The sequence below is a fragment of the Pseudogulbenkiania sp. MAI-1 genome (genome assembly GCF_000527175.1).
Lineage (GTDB): Bacteria > Pseudomonadota > Gammaproteobacteria > Burkholderiales > Chromobacteriaceae > Pseudogulbenkiania.
Window position 1 is genome coordinate 3,554,794 of the sequence record NZ_AZUR01000001.1, and the last position, 21,974, is coordinate 3,576,767.

Sequence of the window (21,974 nt, forward strand, 5' to 3'; positions counted from 1 at the left end):
CCGGGCAGCGCAAGGAGGGGAAGGGCCAACGGCACAGGTGCCGCCGCCGGGAGGTCACATGCGCAGCAAGGCGCCGACCTTGATCACCGCCTGGGTGCGGCTGGAAACCTTGAGCTTGCGCAGGATGGCCGAGACGTGGGCCTTGACGGTGCTCTCGGCGATGTTGAGTTCAATCGCCACCACCTTGTTCGACTTTCCGTTGACGATGTAGTCGAGCACGCAACGCTCCTGCTTGGTGAGCAGGGCGAGCCGGCTGGCCAGATCCTGCAGCTGCTCGGGGCTGCTGCCATGCGCGCCGGTGTCGCGGTCGGCCAGCGACGGCGGCAGGTAGATGTCGCCGCCCAGTACGGCATTGACCGCCTCGGTCATGGTCTCGCGCGAGAAGGACTTGGGGATGAAGCCGGAGGCGCCGACCGACATCGCCGCCTCCACGGTGCTGTGGCGCTCGTCGGCCGAGACCACGATCACCGGCAGCGTCGGCGCCTGCTGGCGCAGCCGGGCCAGCCCGGCCAGACCGTCCATGCCCGGCATGTTGATGTCGATCATCGCCAGCTCGATGGCGGGATTGCGCCGCACCGCGTCGAGCGCCGCATCGAGCGACTCGCACTCGACGATCTCGCTGCCCTCGCCCAGCGCGGACGACACCACCAGCCGCATGGCTTCGCGAAACAGCGGATGGTCATCCGCAATCAGCACCGTCGCTTCCATCTTTCTGCTCCTAAGAGCCTGTTCAAGGTCTTTTTTCGACTGCGCTGACCCGGCAAATGGCCAGATGCTAGGCGGACGATGAAGACCTTAGTCATTCTAAGGTCAAGTCGTCCAACACCGCAGATGGCCGTTTACCGGGCCAGCCCTTCGGGGCCGGGTACTGCCGGCGCATCGCGTTGTCGTTCGTCCCTGGCAGTGAATGACACTGCGGCGGGACTCTCTTCTAGCGCTGCATCCGGCAGTACTCGGCCGCAGCCGCAAAAAGACCTTGAACAGGCTCTAATAAAACAAACCGGCGGGGCAGTCGCCCAGCCGGTTCGGGATCATTTCAGAGTCAGAATCCATTCGACGACGCGGCGGATTTCCTCGTCTTTCATCTGGGGCTGTGGCGGCATGCCGGCACTGCCCCAGACACCGCCCCCCCCTTCCTTGACCTTGTGGACCAGCTTGTCGACTGCGCCCTTTTCGCCATCATAGCGCTCGGCCACGTCCTTGTAAGCAGGGCCGATCACTTTTTTCTGGATGGTGTGACAGGCGAAACAGCCGTTCTTCTTGGCCAGCGCCTCCGCGGCCGAGGGTTCTGCAGCGGCCGCCAGGCCCGGCAGCAGGACCAGACCCGCCGCCACGATGTGCAATGCTTTCAACATGATGCTCTCCTGCCGGCGGCCGACTGAGCCCGACCGCCGGCGACAACAAGATTACTGGCTCAGCTTGAACACCCACAGGCTGCCGCCTTGGGTAATATGGGTGATCTTCTTGGCCACTTCACCGCCCCACAGCGGCACCGCGCCGCCCCAGCCGGAGACGATGGCGACGTACTGCTGGCCGTCCATTTCCCAGGTCACCGGGCTGCCGACGATGCCGGAGCCGGTCTGGAACTTCCACAGCTCCTTGCCGCTTTGCGCGTCGAAGGCCTTGAGGAAGCCTTCCGGCGTACCGGTGAACACCAGGTTGCCGGCGGTGGTCATCACGCCGCCCCACAGCGGAGCCGGGTTCTTGTATTCCCACTTGATCTTGCCGGTCTTCGGGTCCATGGCGCGCAGCACGCCGATGTGGTCGTCATAGAGCGGCTTGATGGTGAAGCCGGCGCCGAGGTAGGCCGCGCCCTTCTTGTAGGTGATCGGCTCGTTCCAGATGTCCATGCCCCACTCGTTGCTCGGCACGTAGAACATCTCGGTCTTCGGGCTGTAGGCCATCGGCATCCAGTTCTTGCCGCCGAGGAAGGACGGTGCCGCGAACACCGGCTTACCCTTGCCGTCCGCACCCTGCGTGGCCGGGTCGAACGGGTTGGCCGGACGGCCATCGTCGGTGTAGATCGGACGCTTGGTCTTCAGGTCGAAGCCCTTGGCCCAAGTGATCTTGGAGACGAACGGATAGGCGCCCAGCAGGTCGCCGTTGGTGCGGTCGGCCACGAAGAAGAAGCCGTTACGGTCGGCCTTGGCGCCGGCCTTGATCACCTTGCCGTCCTTCTTCATGTCGAACGGGATGAATTCGTTGACGCCGTCGAAATCCCAGCCATCATGCGGGGTGGTCTGCAGGTGCCACTTGATCTCGCCGTTGTCGGGATCGATCGCCAGCGTCGAGGCGGTGTACAGGTTGTCGCCCTTGCGTGTCCAGGAGTTCCACGGCGCCGGGTTGCCGGTGCCCATGTAGATCAGGTTGGTTGCCGGGTCGTAGGTGCCGCCGAGCCAGGTAGCGCCGCCGCCCTGTTTCCACTGATCGCCTTCCCAGGTGGCGTTCAGCTTGCCGGTCATGGTGCTTTCCTTGCCATTGAGCGTGCCCATGTGCCCTTCGACCACCGGACGCGACCACACCAGCTCGCCGGTCTTGGCATCGCGCGCCTCGACCTTGCCGACGATACCGAATTCACCGCCGGAGACGCCGGTGATGACCTTGCCCTTCACGACCATCGGCGCGGCGGTGTAGGAGTAGCCTTCCTTGTACTCGCCGAGCTTCTTGCTCCACACCACCTTGCCGGTCTTGCGATCGAGCGCGATCAGCCGTGCGTCGAGCGTGCCGAAGTAGACCATGTCCTCGTAGATCGCCATGCCGCGGTTGATGACGTCGCAGCAGGGCATGATGCCGTCCGGCAGGCGGGCGTTGTATTCCCACAGTTTCTGACCGGTGCGGGCATCGACGGCATAGGCGCGCGAGTACGAGGCGGTGGTGTAGATCACGCCGTCGTACACCAGCGGCTGGGCTTCCTGGCCGCGCTGCTTCTCGCCGCCGAAGGAAAAGCTCCAGGCCGGCACCAGCTTCTTCACCGTCTTGGTGTTGATCTGGGTGAGCGGGCTGAAGCGCTGTGCCTGCGGCCCCATGCCGTAGGACACCACGTCCTTGGTGGACTGGCTGTCGTTGAGGATGTCCTTGTCGCTGACTGCGGCCGTGGCGAGCGGCGCCAGCACGGCCGTAGCCAGCAGGGTGGACAGTGTGGTCAGACGCCACGAGCGCGTCGGCTTGGTGTTTCTCATCTGGCTCTCCGATTTTGTAGTGGGTGCCGGATCGGCAACTGCTCCGGTCATTTGGGCGTGTTCTCCTGCATCGTGCAGAGGCGGTCGCAGAGGGTTGGGGCGGCGCATCGGCAAAATGAAAGGTGAGCACGTCCTGAATTCTCGGCAGCCCTGTGCGGGGAGCCAATTCGACTTAAGTCGCAGAAACGACACTCGGACATCCGACTTAAGTCGAATGGACTACCCCTCTGCGCTGGGCCAACCTGAAACCAGCATCCCACCACTCACGATAAAACTGCCATGCTCGCGCTCCCTGTCCGCCTTGCGCTGTGTATTGCCGCCGCCCTGCTGGCCTTGCCGGCTGCGGCGCTGACCACGATCCGGCTCGCCTACCTGGAAGAGGCGCGCATCGCCACCAATCCGCTGGCCAACATCGAACCGGTACCTGCCGACCTCGGCCGGGCCGGGGCCGAACTGGCGATCGGCGACAACAACACCACCGGTAAATTTCTGCAGCAGCGCTTCGAGCTCTCACGCATCGCCGTGCCGACCGGCGCCAGCGCCGCCGACATGCTGGCCAAGGTACAGAAGAGTGGCGCCGGCTTCGTGGTGCTGAACGTCAGCGCCGGCGCGATCGACCGGCTGATGACGCGTCCGGAAGCCCAGCGCTACCTGTGGTTCAACGCCGGCGCCCCGGACGACCGGCTGCGCCAGAGCCAGTGCCGCGCCAACCTGCTGCATACCCTGCCCAGCCGCGCCATGCAGGCCGACGCACTGGCGCAGTACCTCGCCACGCGGCGCTGGAACAAGTGGTTCCTGGTGAGCGGGCCGCGTCCGGAGGACAAGCTGTACGCCGCCGCGGTACGCCGCGCCGCCAAGCGTTTCGGCGGGCGTATCGTCAGCGAGAAGGCATGGAACTACGGCCACGACGCGCGCCGCACCGCGCAGGGCGAAGTGCCGGTGTTCACCCAGGTGGGCGACTACGACGTGCTGATCGTGGCCGACGAGAGCGGCGACTTCGGCGATTACCTGTCTTACCGCACCTGGCTGCCGCGCCCGGTGGCCGGCACCCAGGGGCTGACCGCCTCGGGCTGGCACGCCGCCGCCGAGCAGTGGGGCGCGGTGCAGTTGCAGAACCGCTTCCGCCAGCAGAGCCAGCGCCCGATGCAGGCGGTCGACTACGCCGCCTGGGCGGCGGTGCGCAGCGTCGGCGAGGCGGCCAGCCGTACCGGCAGCGGCGAGGCCGCCAAGTTGTCCGAGTACATCCGTGGGCCGAATTTCGAGCTGGCCGGCTTCAAGGGGCGCACCCTGTCCTACCGCGCGTGGAACGGCGAGCTGCGCCAGCCGATGATGGTGGCCCAGCCGCGCTCGCTGGTCAGCCTGTCGCCGCAGGACGGTTTCCTGCACCCGCGTACCGAGCTCGATTCGCTCGGCTTCGACGCGCCGGAAGTGAAGTGCAAGTGACGATTCCCCCACCAGAGGAGCACGCCGTGTCCCCGTCCCCCACTCGTCTCGCCGCCGCCCTGGCCGCGCTCGCCGTCAGCCTGCCGGCCTTGTCGGCCAACGTCTACGTGTCCAACGAGAAGGACAACACGCTGTCGGTGATCGACAGCGCCACCCTGAAGGTGGTCAAGACCCTCCCGGTGGGCAAGCGCCCGCGCGGCATCACGCTGTCGAAGGACGGCAAGTCGCTGTTCATCTGCGCCAGCGACGACGACACGGTACAGGTGCTGGATCTGGCCAGCGGCAAGATCACCCACAACCTGCCGTCGGGCGAGGATCCGGAGCTGTTCGCGCTGGCGCCGGACGGCAAGATGCTGTACATCGCCAACGAGGACAGCAACGTGGTGACCATCGTCGACGTGGCGAACCGGCGCGTGGTGGGCCAGGTGGATGTCGGCGTGGAACCGGAGGGCATGGCGGTGAGCCCGGACGGGCGCTGGGCGGTGAACACGTCGGAGACCACCAACATGGTGCACTGGATCGACACCCGCACGCGCAAGGTGATGGATAACACCCTGGTCGATCAGCGTCCCCGCTACGCGCGCTTTTCCGCCGACGGCAAGCTGCTGTGGGTGAGCGCCGAGATCGGCGGCACGGTGTCGGTGATCGACGTGGCGAGCCGCAAGCGCATCAAGACCATTTCCTTCGCCATCACCGGCATTCCCAAGGACCGCATCCAGCCGGTCGGCATCCGCCTCACCCGCGACGGCCGCTATGCCTTCGTGCCGCTGGGGCCGGCCAACCACGTGGCGGTGATCGACGCCAAGACCTTCCAGCCGGTGAAGTACCTGCTGGTGGGACGGCGCGTGTGGCAGGCCGAGTTGTCCGCCGACGAGAAGCAGCTGTGGGTCACCAACGGCGTCAGCAACGACGTGTCGGTGATCGACACCGAGAGTCTCAAGGTCATCAAGTCGATCCCGGTCGGGCGCTACCCGTGGGGCGTGGCGGTGAGCGGGACATGAACGCGGCGCTGGAGATCGAGTCGCTGAGCCACCGCTACGGCGAGCGGCTGGCGCTCGACCGCGTCAGCCTGACGGTGGAGGCCGGCCAGTGCTGCATCCTGCTGGGCCCGAACGGCGCCGGCAAGAGCACCTTGTTCGGGCTGCTCTCGCGGCTGTTGGCGGTCAAGTCGGGCAGCATCAAGGTGTTCGGGCAGTCCTTGCAGGCCAAGGCGCTGGCACGCGTCGGCGTGGTGTTCCAGCAGCCGACGCTGGACCTCGACCTCACCGTCGAGCAGAACCTGGCCTATTTCGGCGCACTGCACGGCATGCACGGCAAGGCACTGCGCCAGCGCATCGGCGAGGAACTGGAACGGCTGGACCTGGCCGCGCGCAGGGGCGAGCGCGTGCGCAACCTCAACGGCGGCCACCGCCGCCGGGTGGAGATTGCCCGCGCCCTGCTGCACCGCCCCGCCCTGCTGCTGCTCGACGAACCCACCGTCGGCCTCGACGTGCCCTCGCGCCAGTTCCTGATCGGCCACCTGCACCGGCTGGTGCGCGAGGACGGGCTGGCGCTGTTGTGGGCCACCCATCTGATCGACGAGATCGACCCGCAGCACGACCACGTCGCGCTGCTGCACCGCGGCCGGCTTCTGGCCAGCGGCGCGGTGGCCCCCTTGCTCGCCGAGGCCGGCTGCGCCGACCTGGGGAGCTGGTTCGATCTGCGTACCGGAGCCACGTCATGACTACTCTGGAACAGCAAGCCTCCCCCACGCCCGATACGACGGCAATGCACGCCCCCGTCGACAGCGCGCCGGCAAGTACCGGCTTCGTCCGTACCAAACTGATCGTGCTATGGGCCATCATCCTGCGCGAGCTGCGCCGCTTCCTGCAGCAGCGCTCGCGCTTCTTCGGCGCGCTGGTGCGCCCGCTGATCTGGCTCCTGGTGTTCGCCGCAGGCTTTCGCGCCGCGCTGGGCATCGCCATCACCCCGCCCTACGAGACCTACATCACCTACGACGTCTACATCGTGCCGGGACTGGTGGGCATGGTGCAGTTGTTCAACGGCATGCAGAACTCGCTGTCGATGGTGTACGACCGCGAGATGGGCAGCATGCGCGTGCTGTTGACCTGCCCCGAGCCGCTGCCCTTCCTGTTGTTTGCGCGGCTGTTCGCCGGCATGTGCGTGTCGCTGCTGCAGGTGTACGCCTTTTTGCTGATCGCGCGCTTGTCCGGGGTGGATCTGCCGTGGGAGGGCTTCGTCAGCGTGCTGCCGGCACTGGTGCTGACCGGGCTGATGCTGGGCGCCGCCGGCATGGTGGTGTCGTCGCAGGTGCGGCAGATCGAGAATTTCGCCGGGGTGATGAATTTCGTGGTGTTCCCGGTGTTCTTCCTTTCCTCGGCCTTGTATCCGCTGTGGAAGATGCAGGAAGGGAGCGAATGGGTGTACCAGCTGTGCCGCTTCAACCCGTTCACCGACGCGGTGGAGATGATCCGCTTCGCGCTCTACGGCCAGTGGCATGCCGAGGCGGCGACCTATACCGCGATCGCCACCCTGGTGTGCTTGACCCTGGCGCTGATCGGTTACCGGCCGCGCCAGCGCGCCTGAAGCGGAACTCGCCGGTATGAGCCGAACACGCGCACCCGACGGCTCACAACGGTTCGGGCACGGCCTCGACCAGCGGCAGCCCGGCTTCCAGCCAACCGTCGCTGCCGGCCGGATACCAGTACACAGCGCGATAACCCAGCTTCAGCGCGCGCCGCGCCGCGTTCCACGACATCCAGCAGTCGCGCAGGCAGTAGAACACCAGCGGCCGGTCGAGGTCGCCCCCGGTGAGCCGTGCCAATTGACGGAGGAAGTACTGCTCGATGACAGGCTCGAGCTCGCCGTAGCCGACGTTCGGCAGCCACACGCTGCCGGGAAGGTGGCGGCGCGGCACGGCCGGCACCCAGCGGCTGCCGCCCTTGCCGTCGGGCACGCGGTTGGTCGCCATGACGTCGAGCAGCAGCGGGTGGTGCAACGCGATCAGCGCCTGCAGCGCCGCGCCGTCGAGCACCGTGGCGCCGGGCAGGGTGTCCGGCGTCGGCGCGCGGTAATGCTGCAGGCGATAGCCGTCCGGCACGGATACCGGTTCGGTGGCAAGGGCATCGTTGGCACCCAGCGACAGCAGCAGGGCAACACTGAGGCGATACAGGCTCATGGCAGACACTCCGGCTTACTACCGTCCCAGCATGGCGCGACGCCGTGGATGCCGCCATTCGACTTTCGTTTTATGCTGCTAATCTTCAGAATGAGGTTCAAGCGTCCGCAGAGGCGATGTCGTAACGACTACAAAGCAGAGTGGAGACAGATGAGTTTCAACCCGCCCTCCCGGGTCCGGCGCGGCCACGCCTATAGCGCCGACCCTGACCAGGTCGCCGACGAACTCTACCAGCAGTTGTGGCAGCCGGACTGCTCGCTGGTGCTGCTGTTCGTCGCCCCCGACTATCAGCTCGACAAATTGGCCGCCGCCCTCACCCGCCGCTTCGGCGATGTTCTGGTGGTCGGCTGTACCACCGCCGGCGAAATCAGCCCGGACGGCTACCGCAGCCACTCCATCGCCGGCGTGAGCTTTGCCGAACCCGACTTCTTCGCCGTGGTGCAGCGCATCGACGATCTGCACGACTTCGACCTCTCCGATGCCCTGGGCACGGTGATGAGCGCACGCTACTCGCTCGGCCAGAAGGCCGACTTCCCGCTCGATCGCCACACCTTCGCGCTGCTCCTGGTCGATGGCCTGTCGGCGCGCGAGGAACAGCTGGCCGGCCGGCTGGCCCGAGCGCTCGGCGACATCCCGATCTGCGGCGGCTCGGCCGGCGACAACATGCGCTTCGAGCGCACCCAGGTGCTGGTCGACGGCCAGTTCCTCAGCGACAGCGCCGCACTGGTGCTGGTGGCCACGCCGTACCCGTTCGAGGTGTTCAAGTCCGAGCATGCCATCCGCAGCGGGGAGCGCGTGGTGGTGACCGAGGCCGACGCCGAGCGGCGGCTGGTGACCGAAATCAACGCCGAGCCGGCGGCGGCCGAATACGCCCGGCTGCTCGGTGTGTCTCCGGAAAAACTCACCCCGCTGTCGTTCGCCGCGCACCCCCTCGTATTGAACGTGGGCGGCGTGCCCTACGTGCGCTCGATCCAGCGCATCAACCCGGACCTCAGCCTGAGCTTCTTCTGCGCCATCGACGAGGGCATCGTGCTGTCCGGCACGCGCGCCACCGACATCGTCGACAACCTGGCGCGCACCTTCCGCGACCTGCACAGCCGGCTCGGCGACTTCCAGATCGTGCTCGGCTTCGACTGCATCCTGCGCACCCTGCCCCTGCACCAGTCCGACACCATCGCGCGCCTGTCGGCGCTGCTGGTGGCCAACTCGGTGGTCGGATTCAGCACCTACGGCGAGCAATACCAGGCGATGCACGTCAACCAGACCTTCACCGGCATCGCCATCGGCTATGGCAAGCGGCATCATGGGTAAACCCCTGGACAGCGCGGCCCGGCTGGCCGCCCTCGAACTGGAAAACGCCAAGCTGCGCAAGATCAACGAGGCGCTGATGCGGCGCGTCGAACAGGGGCTGGCCGACAACGGCAACTCGTTCACCTTCTTCCAGGTGGCCGCCGAGCTGGAAACGCGCATCCAGGAGCGCACCAGCGCACTGGAACAGGCGATGGCCGACCTCGAGGCGTCCAACTTCGCGCTGAAGGAAGCCAAGCACGCCGCCGAGCTGGCGCGGAACCAGCTCAACGTGGCGGTGGAGACCATCGCCGACGGCTTCGCGCTGTGGGGCAGCGACAACTGCCTGATTCACTGCAACCGCAAGTTCACCGAGATGTTCCCCACGCTGCGCCAGATCATCGTTCCCGGCCTGCCGTTCGAGACGCTGATCCGCGCCGCCGTCGACGCCCACCTGATCCACGATGCCGAGGCCGACCCGGAGGGCTGGATCGCCATGCGCCTGGCCTACCACCGCGAACCGCAGGACAGCCTGATCCTGGCCATGAGCGACGGCAGCTGGCACCGCGTCAGCGAGCGTGCCATCGGTGATGGTGGCGACGGCGGCCGGGTGGCGATCTACACCGACATCACCGAAATCAAGCACCAGGAAATGCGGCTGCGCGAACGCGACCTGGCGGCGTATTCCCAGCTGTTGCACGCCACCATGAACAGCATCCGCCAGGGCATCGCGGTGTTCGACAGCGAGGGCCGGCTGAGGGAGTGGAACCCGCGCTTCGTCGAGCTGACACAACCCTCGCCGGCCGAGCTGGGCGACGCCAATGGCCTGCTGCTGGCGGAATGGGCGCGCTGCTGCCCGCTGGGCGGCACGATGGAATACACCAACGAACGCGGCCAGACCCTCGAGGTGCAGTACAACCCGATGCCGGGCGACGGCTTCGTGATGAGCTACACCGACATCAGCGAGCGCAAGGAGGCGGAACAGGCGCTGCGCGAGAGCGAGGCCAAGATGCGGCTGATCACCGACGCCATGCCGGCGCTGATCGCCTATGTCGACAACCAGCAGATCTACCGCTTCACCAACAAGGCCTACGAGAGCTGGTTCGGCGTGCCGCAATCCGAGATCAACGGCCGCTCGATGCGAGAGGTGCTCGGCCCGCGCCTGTTCGACGGGCGCCGCCACTACGTCGAGCGCGCCCTGTCCGGCAAGGCCTCGGTGTTCGAACTGCAATTGCCGGCCCCGCGCCAGCACATCGAGTTCGCCCGCGCCACCTTCATCCCGCACTTCACCGGCGACGGCAGCGTGCTGGGCTTCTTCGCGCTGATCCAGGACATCACCGAGAGCCGGCGTGCCGCCCAGGAACTGCAGCAGGCCAAGGAACAACTGGAAGTCCGCGTGGCCGAGCGCACCAAGGAACTCTCCGTGGCGAACGGCCGGCTGCGCGAGGCGATCCGCGCCACCGAAGACGCCCAGCAGAGCAAGACGCGCTTCTTCGCCGCCGCCAGCCACGACCTGCTGCAACCCTTGAACGCGGCGCGGCTGTTCCTCGCCGCGCTGTCCGGACAGGACCTGCCGCCGGCCATCCGCCCGCTGGTGGAGAAGACCGGCACCGCGCTGGAGTCGGTGGACGACCTGATCAACACCCTGCTGGAAATCTCGCGGCTGGACGCCGGTGCGGTGGAAGCCGCGCCGCGCCATTTCCCGGTCGCGCAGCTGCTGGAGCAGATCACCGAGGAGTTCGCCCCGCTCGCCGAGGCCAAGTCGCTGCGCCTGCAACTGCACACCTGCCCGGCCATCATCCACAGCGACTGGGTGCTGCTGGGCCGGGTGATCCGCAACTTCCTCTCCAACGCCATCCGCTACACCCGCGAGGGCGGCATCCTGCTGGGCTGCCGGCGCCAGCCGGACGGCCTGTTGATCGGGGTGTGGGACCAGGGGCTGGGCATTCCGTCCGACAAACTGGCCCTGGTGTTCCAGGAATTCCAGCGCCTGCCGGAGCACCACAGCCTGTGCCCGAAGGGCATGGGCCTGGGGCTCGCCATCGTCAGCCGCCTGGCACGCCGCCTCGACCACCGGCTGGTGGTGCGCTCGCGCTTCGGCCGTGGATCGCTGTTCGGCATCGTGGTGCCGTACGGCGAAGTCGGCGCGGTCGGACCGTCGCCGCAGCCCGACACGCCCCAGCTCTTGCCGCCCCCGGCGCAACGCCGGGATGCCACCATCCTGTTGATCGACAACGAGGCCAGCATCCTGGAAGGCATGTGCACGCTGCTCTCCGACTGGCACTACCGCCCCCTGGCGGCGGCCTCGGCCAACGAAGCGATCGAGCTGTTGCGGCGCGAGGAGATAGCACCGGATGCCATCCTCGCCGACTACCACCTCGATTACGGCGCCACCGGCATCGATGCGATCCGCGCCGTCTACCACTATCTCGGCCGGTCGGTGCCGGCGGCCCTGATCACCGCCGACCGCAGCGATGAGGTGAGGCAGGAGGCGGAGGCCGGCGGCTGGGCCTGGCTCGGCAAGCCGGTGCGGCCGGCGCGGTTGAGGACCTTGCTGGCGCATTTGACGCAGCCGGTGGGGGAGTGAGGGGGCGGGAGCCCGTTATCGAAGGGCGGCTTCGCGCCTATATAGGAGATTCCTATAGCGCTGGTGGGGGTGTGGGGTTTGCCTGCTTCAGCCATCCGATTGTTTCTTCCGATATCACGGGCGAGGGTGTGGGGTGCCGGTTCCGCCCGGCAGACGGGAAGGGGGACCCACTACTGGCGCACTGGGCTTGTTGATTTGGATTGGTGAAAAGGCAAACTCAAAGCAGGACCCGACGAGGCGGCAGAACCGTTGTGGGTAATTGCCTTCGGCCACCACTGCAGAGGGAATCCTAGTTTCCTTCTTTGCCTGTTATCCCCAAAACTAAGACATGACCGATGTGGCCCATCGGCCCTTCTGCCGCGCCGTTTGGATGGTGGATGGCGAGGTTTTAAGCGGCGGGCTGTTCGACGCCGGGCGACGTTAGCGCCCGGCTAGTTTCCGCCGCGCCTCGCCAGCCTCCATCCAGACGGGAACAAGCGGCGGTGGGCTCGCCTTGGGAGCGTTGAGGGGCTTGGCGAGGCGAGGCAAGCCCCTCGACCCGCCAGCCGGGCGGAACCGGCAAACCCCACTCCTCCACCAACCCCGACACGCAAGCAAGCCCCCCTCCCCCTCTCCGACCAAAGTCGAATGGCTGAACGCCCCTCCGATTCGCACAATGAAACCACTGCTAGGCTGTACACCCAACAGACCAGCGTCTCACCAAACCGGAGGAACGTCATGTTGCAACAGACCCTGAACTCGATCCAGAACACCATCCCGCTGCGCAGCCAATACGACAACTTCATCAACGGCCAGTGGGTCGCGCCTGTGCGTGGCCAATACTTCACCAACCTGAGCCCGGTCACCGGCCAGCCGCTGTGCGAAGTCGCCCGCTCCACCGCCGAAGACATCGAACTCGCGCTCGACGCCGCCCACGCCGCCGCCGACCGCTGGGCCCGTACCTCCCCCGCCGAACGCGCCAATGTCCTGCTGCGCATCGCCGACCGCATGGAGCAGTACCAATCCTTCATCGCCGCCGTCGAAACCGCCGACAACGGCAAGCCGCTGCGTGAAACCAACGCCGCCGACATCCCCCTCGCCGTCGACCACTTCCGCTACTTCGCCGGCTGCGTGCGCGCCCAGGAAGGCTCGATCGGCGAAATCGACGACAACACCGTCGCCTACCACTTCCACGAGCCGCTGGGCGTCGTGGGCCAGATCATCCCGTGGAACTTCCCGCTCTTGATGGCCGCCTGGAAACTCGCCCCGGCCATCGCCGCCGGCAACTGCGTGGTGCTCAAGCCGGCCGAGCAGACCCCGATGGCGATCATGGTGCTGATGGAACTGATCGGCGACCTGATCCCGCCGGGCGTGCTCAACGTCGTCAACGGTTTCGGCCTGGAAGCCGGCAAGCCGCTCGCCACCAACAGCCGCATCGCCAAGATCGCGTTCACCGGTGAAACCACCACCGGCCGCCTGATCATGCAGTACGCTTCCGAAAACATCATCCCGGTCACGCTGGAACTGGGCGGCAAGTCCCCCAACATCTTCTTCGAAGACGTGATGAGCGCCGACGACGCCTTCTTCGACAAGGCGCTGGAAGGCTTCGCCATGTTCGCGCTGAACCAGGGCGAAGTGTGCACCTGCCCGAGCCGCGCGCTGATCCAGGAATCGATCTACGACGCCTTCATCGAACGCGCCGTCGCCCGCGTCAAGGCCATCAAGCAGGGCAACCCGTTCGACATGAGCACCATGATCGGCGCCCAGGCCTCCAGCGAGCAGCAGGACAAGATCCTCTCCTACATCGACATCGGCCGCCAGGAAGGCGCCCAGGTGCTGACCGGCGGCAACCGTGCCGAACTGGGTGGCGACCTGGCAGGCGGCTACTACGTCGAGCCGACCATCCTCGCCGGCCACAACAAGATGCGCGTGTTCCAGGAAGAGATCTTCGGCCCGGTCGTTGCCGTCACCACCTTCAAGACCAAGGAAGAAGCGCTGCAGATCGCCAACGACACCACCTTCGGCCTGGGCGCCGGGGTGTGGACGCGCGACGGTTCGCTCGCCTACCGCATGGGCCGCGAGATCAAGGCCGGCCGCGTCTGGACCAACTGCTACCACCTGTACCCGGCGCACGCCGCGTTCGGCGGCTACAAGAAGTCCGGCATCGGTCGCGAGACCCACAAGATGATGCTCGACCACTACCAGCAAACCAAGAACCTGCTGGTGAGCTACAGCCCGAACGCGCTGGGCTTCTTCTGAGAACAGGGAACATTCCTGCTGCGCAGGCCGATCTCGACGTAGCGGTGCTCACGGCCACCCTCTCCGCTGCGCTTCCCGCTTCGGCCTCGGCCTGCTCGCGACGGAATTTCCCCCATTCTCAAGCATGAAAACCTGCTGGGTGGCAGCAATGCCGCCCAGCCCGAGGAACACCATGGTTAATCGCGTTGACATCACCCCCGCCGCGGCCGCCATGGTCAGCAAACTGACCGAACGGCACGGCCCCCTGCTGTTCCACCAATCCGGCGGCTGCTGCGACGGCAGCGCCCCGATGTGCTACCCGCAGGGCGAATTCCATCTCGGTACCCAGGACGTCCACCTCGGCGAGATCGCAGGCGCACCGTTCTACATGAGCGCCTTCCAGTACGAATACTGGCAGCACACCCATTTGACCATCGACCTGGTTCCCGGTCGCGGCTCGAGCTTCTCGGTGGAGGCACCCGAAGGGGTACGTTTCATCACCCGCTCGCGCCTGTTCAGCGAGGCCGAATTGGCCGAGCTGGCGAAGAGTTCTTTACCCCCAGAGCAAGGAAGCACGACATGAAACCCGCCACCCTCCGCATGCTGACGCTGGCCCTCGCCGGTAGTCTCTCCCTCATCGGCACCGCCTACGGCCACGGCGACGTGACCCCGCAGCCAGTGGACACCGGCAACCTGAAAAAGCTCGGCAGCGACTGGCTGGACAGCAACCCCTACCGTGGTAACGCCGACGCCATCCGCATCGGACACTCCGCCTTCGCCCAGAACTGTGCGCGCTGCCACGGCATTGAGGCCGTCTCCGGCGGCATCGCCCCCGACCTGCGCCAACTGCCGGCCGGCGAGGAAGGCGACACCGTGTTCCAGGGCCGCATCCGCTTCGGTTCGATCCGCAACGGCGTGACCTACATGCCGCCGTTCGAAGGCGTGCTGTCGCAGGAAGCCGCCTGGGCGATCCGCTCTTGGCTCGACACCGTTCGCCAGGAATAACACCATGCGCCGCCGCCATGTTCTGAGCATGCTGCTGCTGGCCCCGCTGCTCATCGCGCAGCCGGGCCGGGCCGCCAGCCTGGACGACATCCGCGCCAACGGAGTGTTGAAGGTGGCGGTGTACCGCGACTACCCGCCGTTCTCCTTCGTCAAGGACGGTGAGCTCACCGGTGTCGACATCGATCTCGCCCGCGCCATCGGCAAAAAGCTCGGCGTGGCGGTCAACTTCATGCCGATCACCCCGGCGGACGACGTCGACGGCGACCTGCGCAACGCGGTCTGGAAGGGCCACTACCTCGGCGGCGGCACCGCCGACCTGATGCTGCACGTGCCATTCGATCGCGAGCTGGCACGCCGCAACGACAACGTCTACCTGTTCAGCCCCTACTACAGCGAAAACCTCGCCTGGGCCGGTAGTACCGTTCCGAACACCACCTGGCAGATCGGCCAGGAGAGCATCGCGGTGGAAAACGATAGCCTGGCCGACCTCTACCTCTCGGCGCTGCAAGGCGGGCGGCTGCGTTCGCAGCTACAGCACTACCCCAGCGCGCAAGGTGCGGTGGCGGCACTGCGCGACGACAAGGCCAGCGCCGTGTACGGCACCCAGAGCGAACTGGAGTGGGGATTGCCCGCCGGCGAATGGCGCCTAGGCCAGCCGCAGGCGCCGGGCCTGCTCAAGGCGCGCTGGGAAATCGGCATGGCCACCAAGGAAAGCCTGCGCGACCTGGCCTGGGCGGCGAGCGACGTGGTAACCGAGCTGCGCCAGTCGGGCGAGCTTGCCAAGCTGTTCGCCCGCTACAAGGTGAGCTACCGCGCACCGGACGAACACTGAGCCATCCGGAGCACACCATGACCGCCCGCCCCACCCCCTGGCTGCCGGCCCTGCTGCTGGCGCTCACTGCGAGCCCTCCGCTCCACGCCGAAGCACAGCGCACCGACCCGCTTCATTCGGTGATGTGGGACGTGATGCACAAGACCGTGCTGAACGGCCAGCCGGCGGTGTTCGACGAACGGGTCAAGGTCACGCTGCCGCAGCAGGTCGAAGACGGTCAGCGCGTGCCGGTCAGCATCGACGCCCGCGCCCTGGGCAAGGTCGAAGAGATCGTGCTGTTCGCCGACTACAACCCGCTGCCGCTGGCGCTGCGCTTCGAGCCGCGGCGGCTGCAGCCGGCCCTCTCCGTGGCGATGCGCGTCAACCAGGCCACCCCGATCCGCGCCGCGGCGCGCGATGCGCAAGGGGTCTGGCACGTCGGCGGCCAACTGGTCGACGCCCCCGGCGGCGGCTGCGCCCTGCCCACACCGACCCGCGCCAGCACCGACTGGGCCAACCTGCTGGGCAAGATGTACGGCCGCCTCTGGCGCGAGGGCGACAGCGGCCGCATCCGGCTGCGCGTGATGCACCCGATGGACACCGGCCTGGTCGGCAACACGCCGAAGTTCCACCTGTCAGAGCTGCGCCTCAGCGACGAGCAGGGCCAGCCCCTGGCGCGGCTGAGCCTCGACGCTCCGCTCGCCGAAAACCCGCTGTTCACCTTCCAGCAAAGCGGCACTGACGCTGGCCCGATCCGCGTCGAAGCGCAGGACAGCGACGGCAATGCCTTCCACGGCCGCCTGGTGGCGCTGCCATGACGACGCGCCGCCTCGCCCTCTGTGCCGCCCTGCTGTATGGCCTCGCAGGTCAGGCCCCGGCCCAGGCCGCCGACTACCCGATCCGCCCCGAACCGGTCGCCGCCGGCAGCTGGGCGGTGATCGCCGACACCGGCTACTTCACCCCGGACAATGGCGGCTTCCTGGTCAACAGCGCCTTCATCGCCACCGCCGACGGCGTGGTGGTGATCGGCAGCGGCCCCTCGCGCGCCTTCGGCGAACAGTACCGCCGGGTGATCGAGGCCACCGCCAACAAGCCGGTGCGTGAACTGATCATCACCCACAAGCACCCGGACCACTTCCTCGGCAACCAGGCGTTCCGCGACGTGCCGATCCGCGCCGACGACAAGACCACGGCCATGCTCAAGAGCGAAGCCGACGGCCTGGCGGAAAACCTCTACCGCCTGGTCGGCGACCGCATGCAGGGCACCGAACCGCTCTTGCCCAACGCCCCGCTCGCCCCCGGCGTGCGCGAGATCGGCGGGCACCAGCTCGAATTCATCGCCGTGCCGGGCCATACCCAGTCCGACGTCGCGGTGTTCGACCACAGCACCGGCGTGCTCTACGCCATCGACCAGGTGTTCAACGGCCGCACCCCGACCCTGCCCAATGCCTCGCTGGCCGACTGGTTCGCCGCGCTCGACCGGCTCGAAGCGCTGCCCTTCAAGGTATTGGTGCCCGGCCACGGTCCGGTGGCGCGCAACGCCGGACCGATCCGTGCCACGCGCCGCTACCTGCAGTGGCTCGACGCCACGCTCAAGGACGCTGCCCGGCGCGGCCTGACGCCGAACGAGACGATGGCGCTGCCGATACCGGCCGAATTCGCCGGTTGGGCCGAAGCCCGCGCCGAATGGCGACGCAGCGTCGGCTTCCTCTACTCGCGTTACGAACTGGCCGAGCTGCCGCCGCTGGCCGGAACGGAACGCGCTACCGATTGACTCCTCCTGCCCGTGCATTGTCATTCAGGGCTTTCGACCCGCCACCTGGCGGGTCCTTTTTTTGCCACATAGGAGGGGTGAAGGCGCTGACTGAGCGAGGCAGCGAAGGAAACAGCCGTAACCCATCATCCATAGGCCTCGAGCTGTGCGATGGGTTACGCTACGCTCCACCCATCCTACCCAAGCACTGGTTGACGGAAGCAGACAGCTCCGTAGGATGGGTGGCGGCGTCCCGCCGCAACCCATCGAGCGAGCCCGCGGGCTCGCCGCCCCGTCCGACTAAAGTCGCATTCTCATGCGCCCTCCGCCCTCCTTATAGTGAACTGGCCATCTGGCAATTTTCTCTACCTAGATTTGGAGGATTCACCATGCGTACCTGGACCACCCCGAAAGTCATCGAAGTCTCCCTCGGCTGCGAGATCAACTGCTACATGTGCGCCGAGCGCTGAGGCGAGGACCCGATCCATGCTGCGCGTCATCATCCTCGGGGCCGCGGCCGGCGGTGGCCTGCCGCAATGGAACTGCGCCTGCCCAGTGTGCCAGGCCGCCCGCGAGGGAAGCCGGGTCAGCCCGCAGACGCAGTCGTCGATCGCCGTCTCGGCCGATGGCGCGCACTGGGTCCTGATCAACGCCTCGCCCGACATCCGCCAGCAGTTCGCCTCCACCCCGGCGCTGCAACCCAAGCACTATCCCCGCTCCAGCCCCCTGAGCGCGGTCGTGCTCACCAACGCCGATGTCGACCATACCGCCGGCCTGCTGTCGCTGCGAGAAAGCCAGGCCTTCCCGGTATACGCCACGCGCCGCGTGCAGCGCATGCTCGCCGGCAACGCCATTTTCAACGTCCTCAACCAGGAACTGGTCGCGCGCCGCCAGCTGGTGCTCGACACCCCGCAAGCGGTACTCGACGCCAACGGACGCGACACCGGCGTGCGCGTCGAGGCCTTCACCATCCCCGGCAAGGTTGCGCTGTGGTTGGAAGACCTGGGCGCCGCCAACTTCGGCAGCGTGCCGGAAGACACCATCGGCCTCGCCCTGAGCGCCGAAGGCTCGCACAGCCGGCTGTTCTACCTGCCCGGCTGCGCCGCACTGCCGGACGACATCAAGGCGCGCCTCGCCCCGCAGGACAGCCTGCTGTTCGACGGCACCACCTTCACCGAAGACGAAATGATCGCCTGCGGCGTCGGCCACAAGACCGCCTCGCGCATGGGCCACCTGCCGATGAGCGGCGAAGGCGGCGCCATCGCGCTGTGGCAGGACGTGCCGCTCCAGCGCAAGCTGTTCATCCATATCAACAACACCAACCCCGTCCTGCTTGCCGACAGCCCCGAGCGCGCCTTCATCGACGCCGCCGGCTGGCAACTGGCCCGCGACGGCATGGAGTTCTGCGTTGAATAAGCCCCTTACCACCGTGCTCTCGCCCCAAGAGCTGGAAGACGCGCTGCGCACCATCGGCCACGAGCGCTATCACAACCGCCACCCGTTCCATCACCTGCTGCACGGCGGCAAGCTCAACTTCGGCCAGGTGCAGGCCTGGGCGCTCAACCGCTACTGCTACCAGGCCGCGATCCCGCGCAAGGACGCCGCGCTGATCAGCCGCATCCACGACCGCGAACTGCGCCGCGAATGGGTGCAGCGCATCCTCGACCACGACGGCTACGGCGACGAGGAAGGCGGCATCGAACGCTGGCTGGTGCTCACCGACGGCCTGGGCCTGCCGCGCGACTACGTCATCTCGCGCCAGGGCGCGCTGCCCGCCACGGTGTACGCGGTGGAAGCCTACGTCGACTTCGTCGCGCGCCATCCGCCGGTGGTCGCCGTCGCCTCCTGCCTGACCGAGCTGTTCGCCCCGGCCATCCACCAGGAACGCATCGTCGGCCTGCTGGAAAACTACGACTTCATCGACGACAAGGTGCTGGCCTATTTCCGCCGCCGCCTCTCCCAGGCCCCGCGCGACGCCGACTTCGCGCTCGATTACGTCAAGCGCCACGCCACCACCGTGGCTGAACAACAAGGCGTGCTCGATGCGCTGACCTTCAAGTGCAACGTGCTGTGGGCACAGCTCGACGCGCTCTACGCCGCCTACGTCGCGCCGGGCATGATCCCGCCGGGCGCCTTCGACCCGAGCCGGCCGCCATGCTGACCCTCGACAGCACCGTTCGGCTCGCCCCCGGCACCCGGCTGCAGCACGACAAGGTGCGCGAACGCTGGGTGCTGCTCGGCCCCGAGCGCATGCTGATCGTCGACGACATGGCGCGGCTGATCCTGGAACGCAGCCGCGGCCAGACCGTCGCCGAACTGTGCCAGGCGCTGGCGACCGAGTTCGACGCTCCGCTCGCCACAGTCGAGACCGACGTGCTGGCGCTGTTCGCCACCATGAGCGAGAAAGGTTTCTTGCGCCATGACTGATGCCGCCCTGAGCCCGCCGCTGGCCGTCCTGCTGGAACTCACCCACCGCTGCCCACTGCGCTGCGCCTACTGCTCCAACCCGCTGGCGCTGACCCCGGCCTCCGCCGAACTCTCCACCGCCGAATGGTGCGCCATCCTCGACGAGGCCGCCGAGATGGGCATGCTGCAGGTGCACTTCTCCGGCGGCGAGCCGATGGCGCGCGCCGACCTGCCGGAACTCGTGGCACATGCCAGCCGCGTCGGCCTCTACAGCAACCTGATCACCTCCGGCGTGCTGCTGAACGAAGCCAAGCTCGCGGTGCTGGTCGAGGCCGGGCTCAACCACGTGCAGCTCAGCTTCCAGGGGCTCGACGAAACCCACGCCGAAGCCCTGTCCGGCTTCAAGGGCGGCGTGGCCAAGAAGCAAGCCGCACTGGACCTGGTGCAGGCCGCCGGCCTCGCGCTGACGCTCAACTTCGTCATCACCCGGCAGAACGCCCACGAACTCGACGCCATGCTGCGCTACGCCGAAGAGCAAGGCATCGCCCGCGTCGAAGTCGCCAACACCCAGTACTACGGCTGGGGACTGCAAAACCGCGCCGCGCTGATCCCGAGCGAAGCCCAGCTCGATGCCATGACGGCGCTGGTGGCCGAGTGGCGCGAACGGGTCAAGGGCCGCATGGTCATCGACTACGTCATCCCCGACTACTACGCGCGCCGCCCCAAGGCCTGTATGGGCGGCTGGGCGCAACGCTTCCTCAACGTCATGCCGGACGGCACGCTGCTGCCCTGTCACGCCGCGCAAACCCTCACCCACCTCGACTTCCCGCGCTTCCCCGCCAGCACCCTGACCGCCGCCTGGTTCGACTCGCCGGCCTTCGCCGCCTACCGCGGCACCGCCTGGATGCCCGAACCGTGCAGCGGCTGCGACAACAAGGAAAAGGACTGGGGCGGCTGCCGCTGCCAGGCGCTGGCGCTGGCCGGCGACGCCAACACCCTCGACCCGGTGTGCGAGCACTCGCCCAAACACGAGCACGTCGTCACGCTGGCCCGCCGCGAAGCCCAGTTGGGCGACGTGCCGCTGCAGCTGCGGCGTTTCTCCTACGCGGTCGCCGAGGCCTGACCGGCCACAAAACGGCAACTCACCCGACAATAAAAACCGACAGCCCCGTTTCTCGGCGAAACGGGGCTGTTTGATCTGACGGTGCAAGGCGAGCACCGAAGCGTGGACCGATGTTTTAGTCCCGGTCCAAGACGGTCATAAGCTCATACCTGCCCCCTCCCCCATCATACGGTGTCTATACTTTTGACCAATCCCGTTTTGAGGGGATGCACCCAATCCATGCGGCCGTTCTTTTCAGCCAGCGCGGCGGCGGCGTCCCAGTCGTAGGCGACCGATAACAGCTCGGCCGACCACCCAACTGCAGTTCGCTCGACAATGGCGTACCGCGCATGAGGAGAGCCCGTTTCCATGCAATGGGGAAACGGGCGCTCGTCATCGTACGCTGGCAGTCCCACGCTGCCCGGATTAACGATCAGGCGACCATCATCAAGTTGCATTGTCCGCGGAAGGTGGGTATGGCCACATAGAATCAGCGAGGCATCGGTATTGCCAGCGAGACAAGCCACTTCGCGCTTTGTCGCGGGCCGACATCCGGATTCTGTCACGATCTCCAAAAAGTAGGTCAGGTCGCTATCGGGTGTGCCATGTACCAAGAGAACATCGTCAGAGAGCCAGAGCGTTTCGGGCAAGCTTTCGATCCAGGCTCTCTGGTCCGGACGTAGCAAGGCATGAGCCATTCTGTCGGATGGCCCCATGCGTGCCGGATCGCCGGCGAGAACTTGTCTCTCGTGATTGCCTTTGATGGTGGGAAGGCCAAGCGCCATTAAGCGATCAGCAGTTTCGCAAGGCTGTAGCGCACCGGACAGGATGTCGCCGAGGTTGACGATGACATCGACGCCGCGCCGCTCAATGTCCGCGAGAACGGCATCGAGGGCGCCGAGGTTGCCGTGGATATCGGAGATGGCTGCAATTTTCATCCTGAAATCATAAACCACAGACCCGAGGCAATACCACTTACCCATCAGCGGGAAAAGTCACCGCCTCC

Annotated in this window: 22 protein-coding genes; 17 read left to right on the plus strand and 5 right to left on the minus strand. The window is 66.7% G+C overall.

The window, feature by feature from the left end; all coding sequences use genetic code 11:
• Positions 1–54 precede the first annotated feature (54 nt).
• The 3 genes from PSEMAI1_RS0116690 to PSEMAI1_RS0116700 all read right to left on the minus strand — a co-directional run bounded on the left by PSEMAI1_RS0116690 (position 55) and on the right by PSEMAI1_RS0116700 (position 3,179).
• The gene (locus PSEMAI1_RS0116690; protein WP_024303964.1) at positions 55–708 is read right to left on the minus strand and encodes a response regulator transcription factor; all 654 of its coding nucleotides are present in this window, start codon (positions 706–708) and stop codon (positions 55–57) included.
• Between the two features lie 323 nt (positions 709–1,031).
• Positions 1,032–1,355, minus strand: coding sequence for a c-type cytochrome (locus PSEMAI1_RS0116695; protein WP_024303965.1), 324 nt, complete (start codon positions 1,353–1,355; stop codon positions 1,032–1,034).
• Between the two features lie 51 nt (positions 1,356–1,406).
• Complete coding sequence (locus PSEMAI1_RS0116700; RefSeq protein ID WP_024303966.1) at positions 1,407–3,179, minus strand: PQQ-dependent methanol/ethanol family dehydrogenase; 1,773 nt, start codon at positions 3,177–3,179, stop codon at positions 1,407–1,409.
• Positions 3,180–3,458: 279 nt separating this feature from the next.
• Between PSEMAI1_RS0116700 and PSEMAI1_RS0116705 the strand changes: the two genes are divergently transcribed.
• Genes PSEMAI1_RS0116705 through PSEMAI1_RS0116720 form a run of 4 tightly spaced genes read left to right on the plus strand, consistent with a single transcriptional unit; the run spans position 3,459 to position 7,208 of the window.
• Positions 3,459–4,622, plus strand: coding sequence for an ABC transporter substrate-binding protein (locus PSEMAI1_RS0116705; protein ID WP_024303967.1), 1,164 nt, complete (start codon positions 3,459–3,461; stop codon positions 4,620–4,622).
• Between the two features lie 26 nt (positions 4,623–4,648).
• The gene (locus PSEMAI1_RS0116710; protein WP_024303968.1) at positions 4,649–5,623 is read left to right on the plus strand and encodes a YVTN family beta-propeller repeat protein; all 975 of its coding nucleotides are present in this window, start codon (positions 4,649–4,651) and stop codon (positions 5,621–5,623) included.
• Positions 5,620–6,345, plus strand: a complete 726-nt coding sequence (locus tag PSEMAI1_RS0116715) for an ATP-binding cassette domain-containing protein (protein ID WP_024303969.1) — start codon at positions 5,620–5,622, stop codon at positions 6,343–6,345. The genes PSEMAI1_RS0116710 and PSEMAI1_RS0116715 overlap by 4 nt, the downstream gene beginning before the upstream one ends.
• The gene (locus PSEMAI1_RS0116720; protein WP_232219941.1) at positions 6,342–7,208 is read left to right on the plus strand and encodes an ABC transporter permease; all 867 of its coding nucleotides are present in this window, start codon (positions 6,342–6,344) and stop codon (positions 7,206–7,208) included. Before PSEMAI1_RS0116715 ends, PSEMAI1_RS0116720 begins: the two co-directional genes overlap by 4 nt.
• 43 nt (positions 7,209–7,251) lie before the next feature.
• Here the strand turns inward: PSEMAI1_RS0116720 and PSEMAI1_RS0116725 are convergent, their stop codons facing one another.
• Positions 7,252–7,800, minus strand: a complete 549-nt coding sequence (locus PSEMAI1_RS0116725) for a PQQ-dependent catabolism-associated CXXCW motif protein (protein WP_024303971.1) — start codon at positions 7,798–7,800, stop codon at positions 7,252–7,254.
• Between the two features lie 150 nt (positions 7,801–7,950).
• On the opposite strand from PSEMAI1_RS0116725, the gene nosP reads away from it, so the two are divergent.
• The 13 genes from nosP to pqqE all read left to right on the plus strand — a co-directional run bounded on the left by nosP (position 7,951) and on the right by pqqE (position 20,989).
• On the plus strand, positions 7,951–9,111 hold the full coding sequence (nosP, locus tag PSEMAI1_RS0116730; protein ID WP_024303972.1) for a nitric oxide-sensing protein NosP: 1,161 nt from the start codon (positions 7,951–7,953) through the stop codon (positions 9,109–9,111).
• On the plus strand, positions 9,104–11,674 hold the full coding sequence (locus PSEMAI1_RS0116735) for a NahK/ErcS family hybrid sensor histidine kinase/response regulator (protein WP_051460238.1): 2,571 nt from the start codon (positions 9,104–9,106) through the stop codon (positions 11,672–11,674). Before nosP ends, PSEMAI1_RS0116735 begins: the two co-directional genes overlap by 8 nt.
• Positions 11,675–12,391: 717 nt before the next feature.
• Positions 12,392–13,912, plus strand: coding sequence for an aldehyde dehydrogenase (gene adh, locus PSEMAI1_RS0116740; RefSeq protein ID WP_024303974.1), 1,521 nt, complete (start codon positions 12,392–12,394; stop codon positions 13,910–13,912).
• 172 nt (positions 13,913–14,084) lie between these two features.
• On the plus strand, positions 14,085–14,474 hold the full coding sequence (locus PSEMAI1_RS0116745; RefSeq protein WP_024303975.1) for a DUF779 domain-containing protein: 390 nt from the start codon (positions 14,085–14,087) through the stop codon (positions 14,472–14,474).
• Positions 14,471–14,896 (plus strand): cytochrome c-550 PedF, encoded by a 426-nt coding sequence (gene pedF, locus PSEMAI1_RS0116750; RefSeq protein WP_024303976.1) that lies wholly within the window; start codon positions 14,471–14,473, stop codon positions 14,894–14,896. The genes PSEMAI1_RS0116745 and pedF overlap by 4 nt, the downstream gene beginning before the upstream one ends.
• Before the next feature lie 4 nt (positions 14,897–14,900).
• Positions 14,901–15,728 carry an ABC transporter substrate-binding protein gene (locus tag PSEMAI1_RS0116755; protein WP_024303977.1) on the plus strand — a complete coding sequence of 276 codons (828 nt, stop codon included), beginning with the start codon at positions 14,901–14,903 and terminating at the stop codon, positions 15,726–15,728.
• A gap of 17 nt (positions 15,729–15,745) precedes the next feature.
• Positions 15,746–16,525: a quinoprotein dehydrogenase-associated SoxYZ-like carrier gene (locus tag PSEMAI1_RS0116760; protein WP_024303978.1), complete on the plus strand. Its 780-nt coding sequence runs from the start codon at positions 15,746–15,748 to the stop codon at positions 16,523–16,525.
• Positions 16,522–17,481, plus strand: coding sequence for a quinoprotein relay system zinc metallohydrolase 1 (locus PSEMAI1_RS0116765; RefSeq protein WP_024303979.1), 960 nt, complete (start codon positions 16,522–16,524; stop codon positions 17,479–17,481). Before PSEMAI1_RS0116760 ends, PSEMAI1_RS0116765 begins: the two co-directional genes overlap by 4 nt.
• 368 nt (positions 17,482–17,849) lie before the next feature.
• Positions 17,850–17,930, plus strand: coding sequence for a pyrroloquinoline quinone precursor peptide PqqA (gene pqqA, locus PSEMAI1_RS22540; RefSeq protein WP_036986317.1), 81 nt, complete (start codon positions 17,850–17,852; stop codon positions 17,928–17,930).
• 16 nt (positions 17,931–17,946) lie between these two features.
• A complete protein-coding gene (gene pqqB / locus PSEMAI1_RS0116775; RefSeq protein ID WP_029770783.1) occupies positions 17,947–18,876 on the plus strand; it encodes a pyrroloquinoline quinone biosynthesis protein PqqB in 930 nt (309 codons plus the stop codon).
• Positions 18,869–19,621, plus strand: coding sequence for a pyrroloquinoline-quinone synthase PqqC (pqqC, locus tag PSEMAI1_RS0116780; protein WP_024303981.1), 753 nt, complete (start codon positions 18,869–18,871; stop codon positions 19,619–19,621). Before pqqB ends, pqqC begins: the two co-directional genes overlap by 8 nt.
• On the plus strand, positions 19,615–19,887 hold the full coding sequence (pqqD, locus tag PSEMAI1_RS0116785; protein WP_024303982.1) for a pyrroloquinoline quinone biosynthesis peptide chaperone PqqD: 273 nt from the start codon (positions 19,615–19,617) through the stop codon (positions 19,885–19,887). The genes pqqC and pqqD overlap by 7 nt, the downstream gene beginning before the upstream one ends.
• A complete protein-coding gene (gene pqqE, locus PSEMAI1_RS0116790) occupies positions 19,880–20,989 on the plus strand; it encodes a pyrroloquinoline quinone biosynthesis protein PqqE (RefSeq protein ID WP_024303983.1) in 1,110 nt (369 codons plus the stop codon). The genes pqqD and pqqE overlap by 8 nt, the downstream gene beginning before the upstream one ends.
• A gap of 164 nt (positions 20,990–21,153) precedes the next feature.
• On the opposite strand, the gene PSEMAI1_RS0116795 is transcribed toward pqqE, so the two are convergent.
• The gene (locus PSEMAI1_RS0116795; protein ID WP_024303984.1) at positions 21,154–21,906 is read right to left on the minus strand and encodes a metallophosphoesterase; all 753 of its coding nucleotides are present in this window, start codon (positions 21,904–21,906) and stop codon (positions 21,154–21,156) included.
• Between the last annotated feature and the right edge of the window lie 68 nt (positions 21,907–21,974).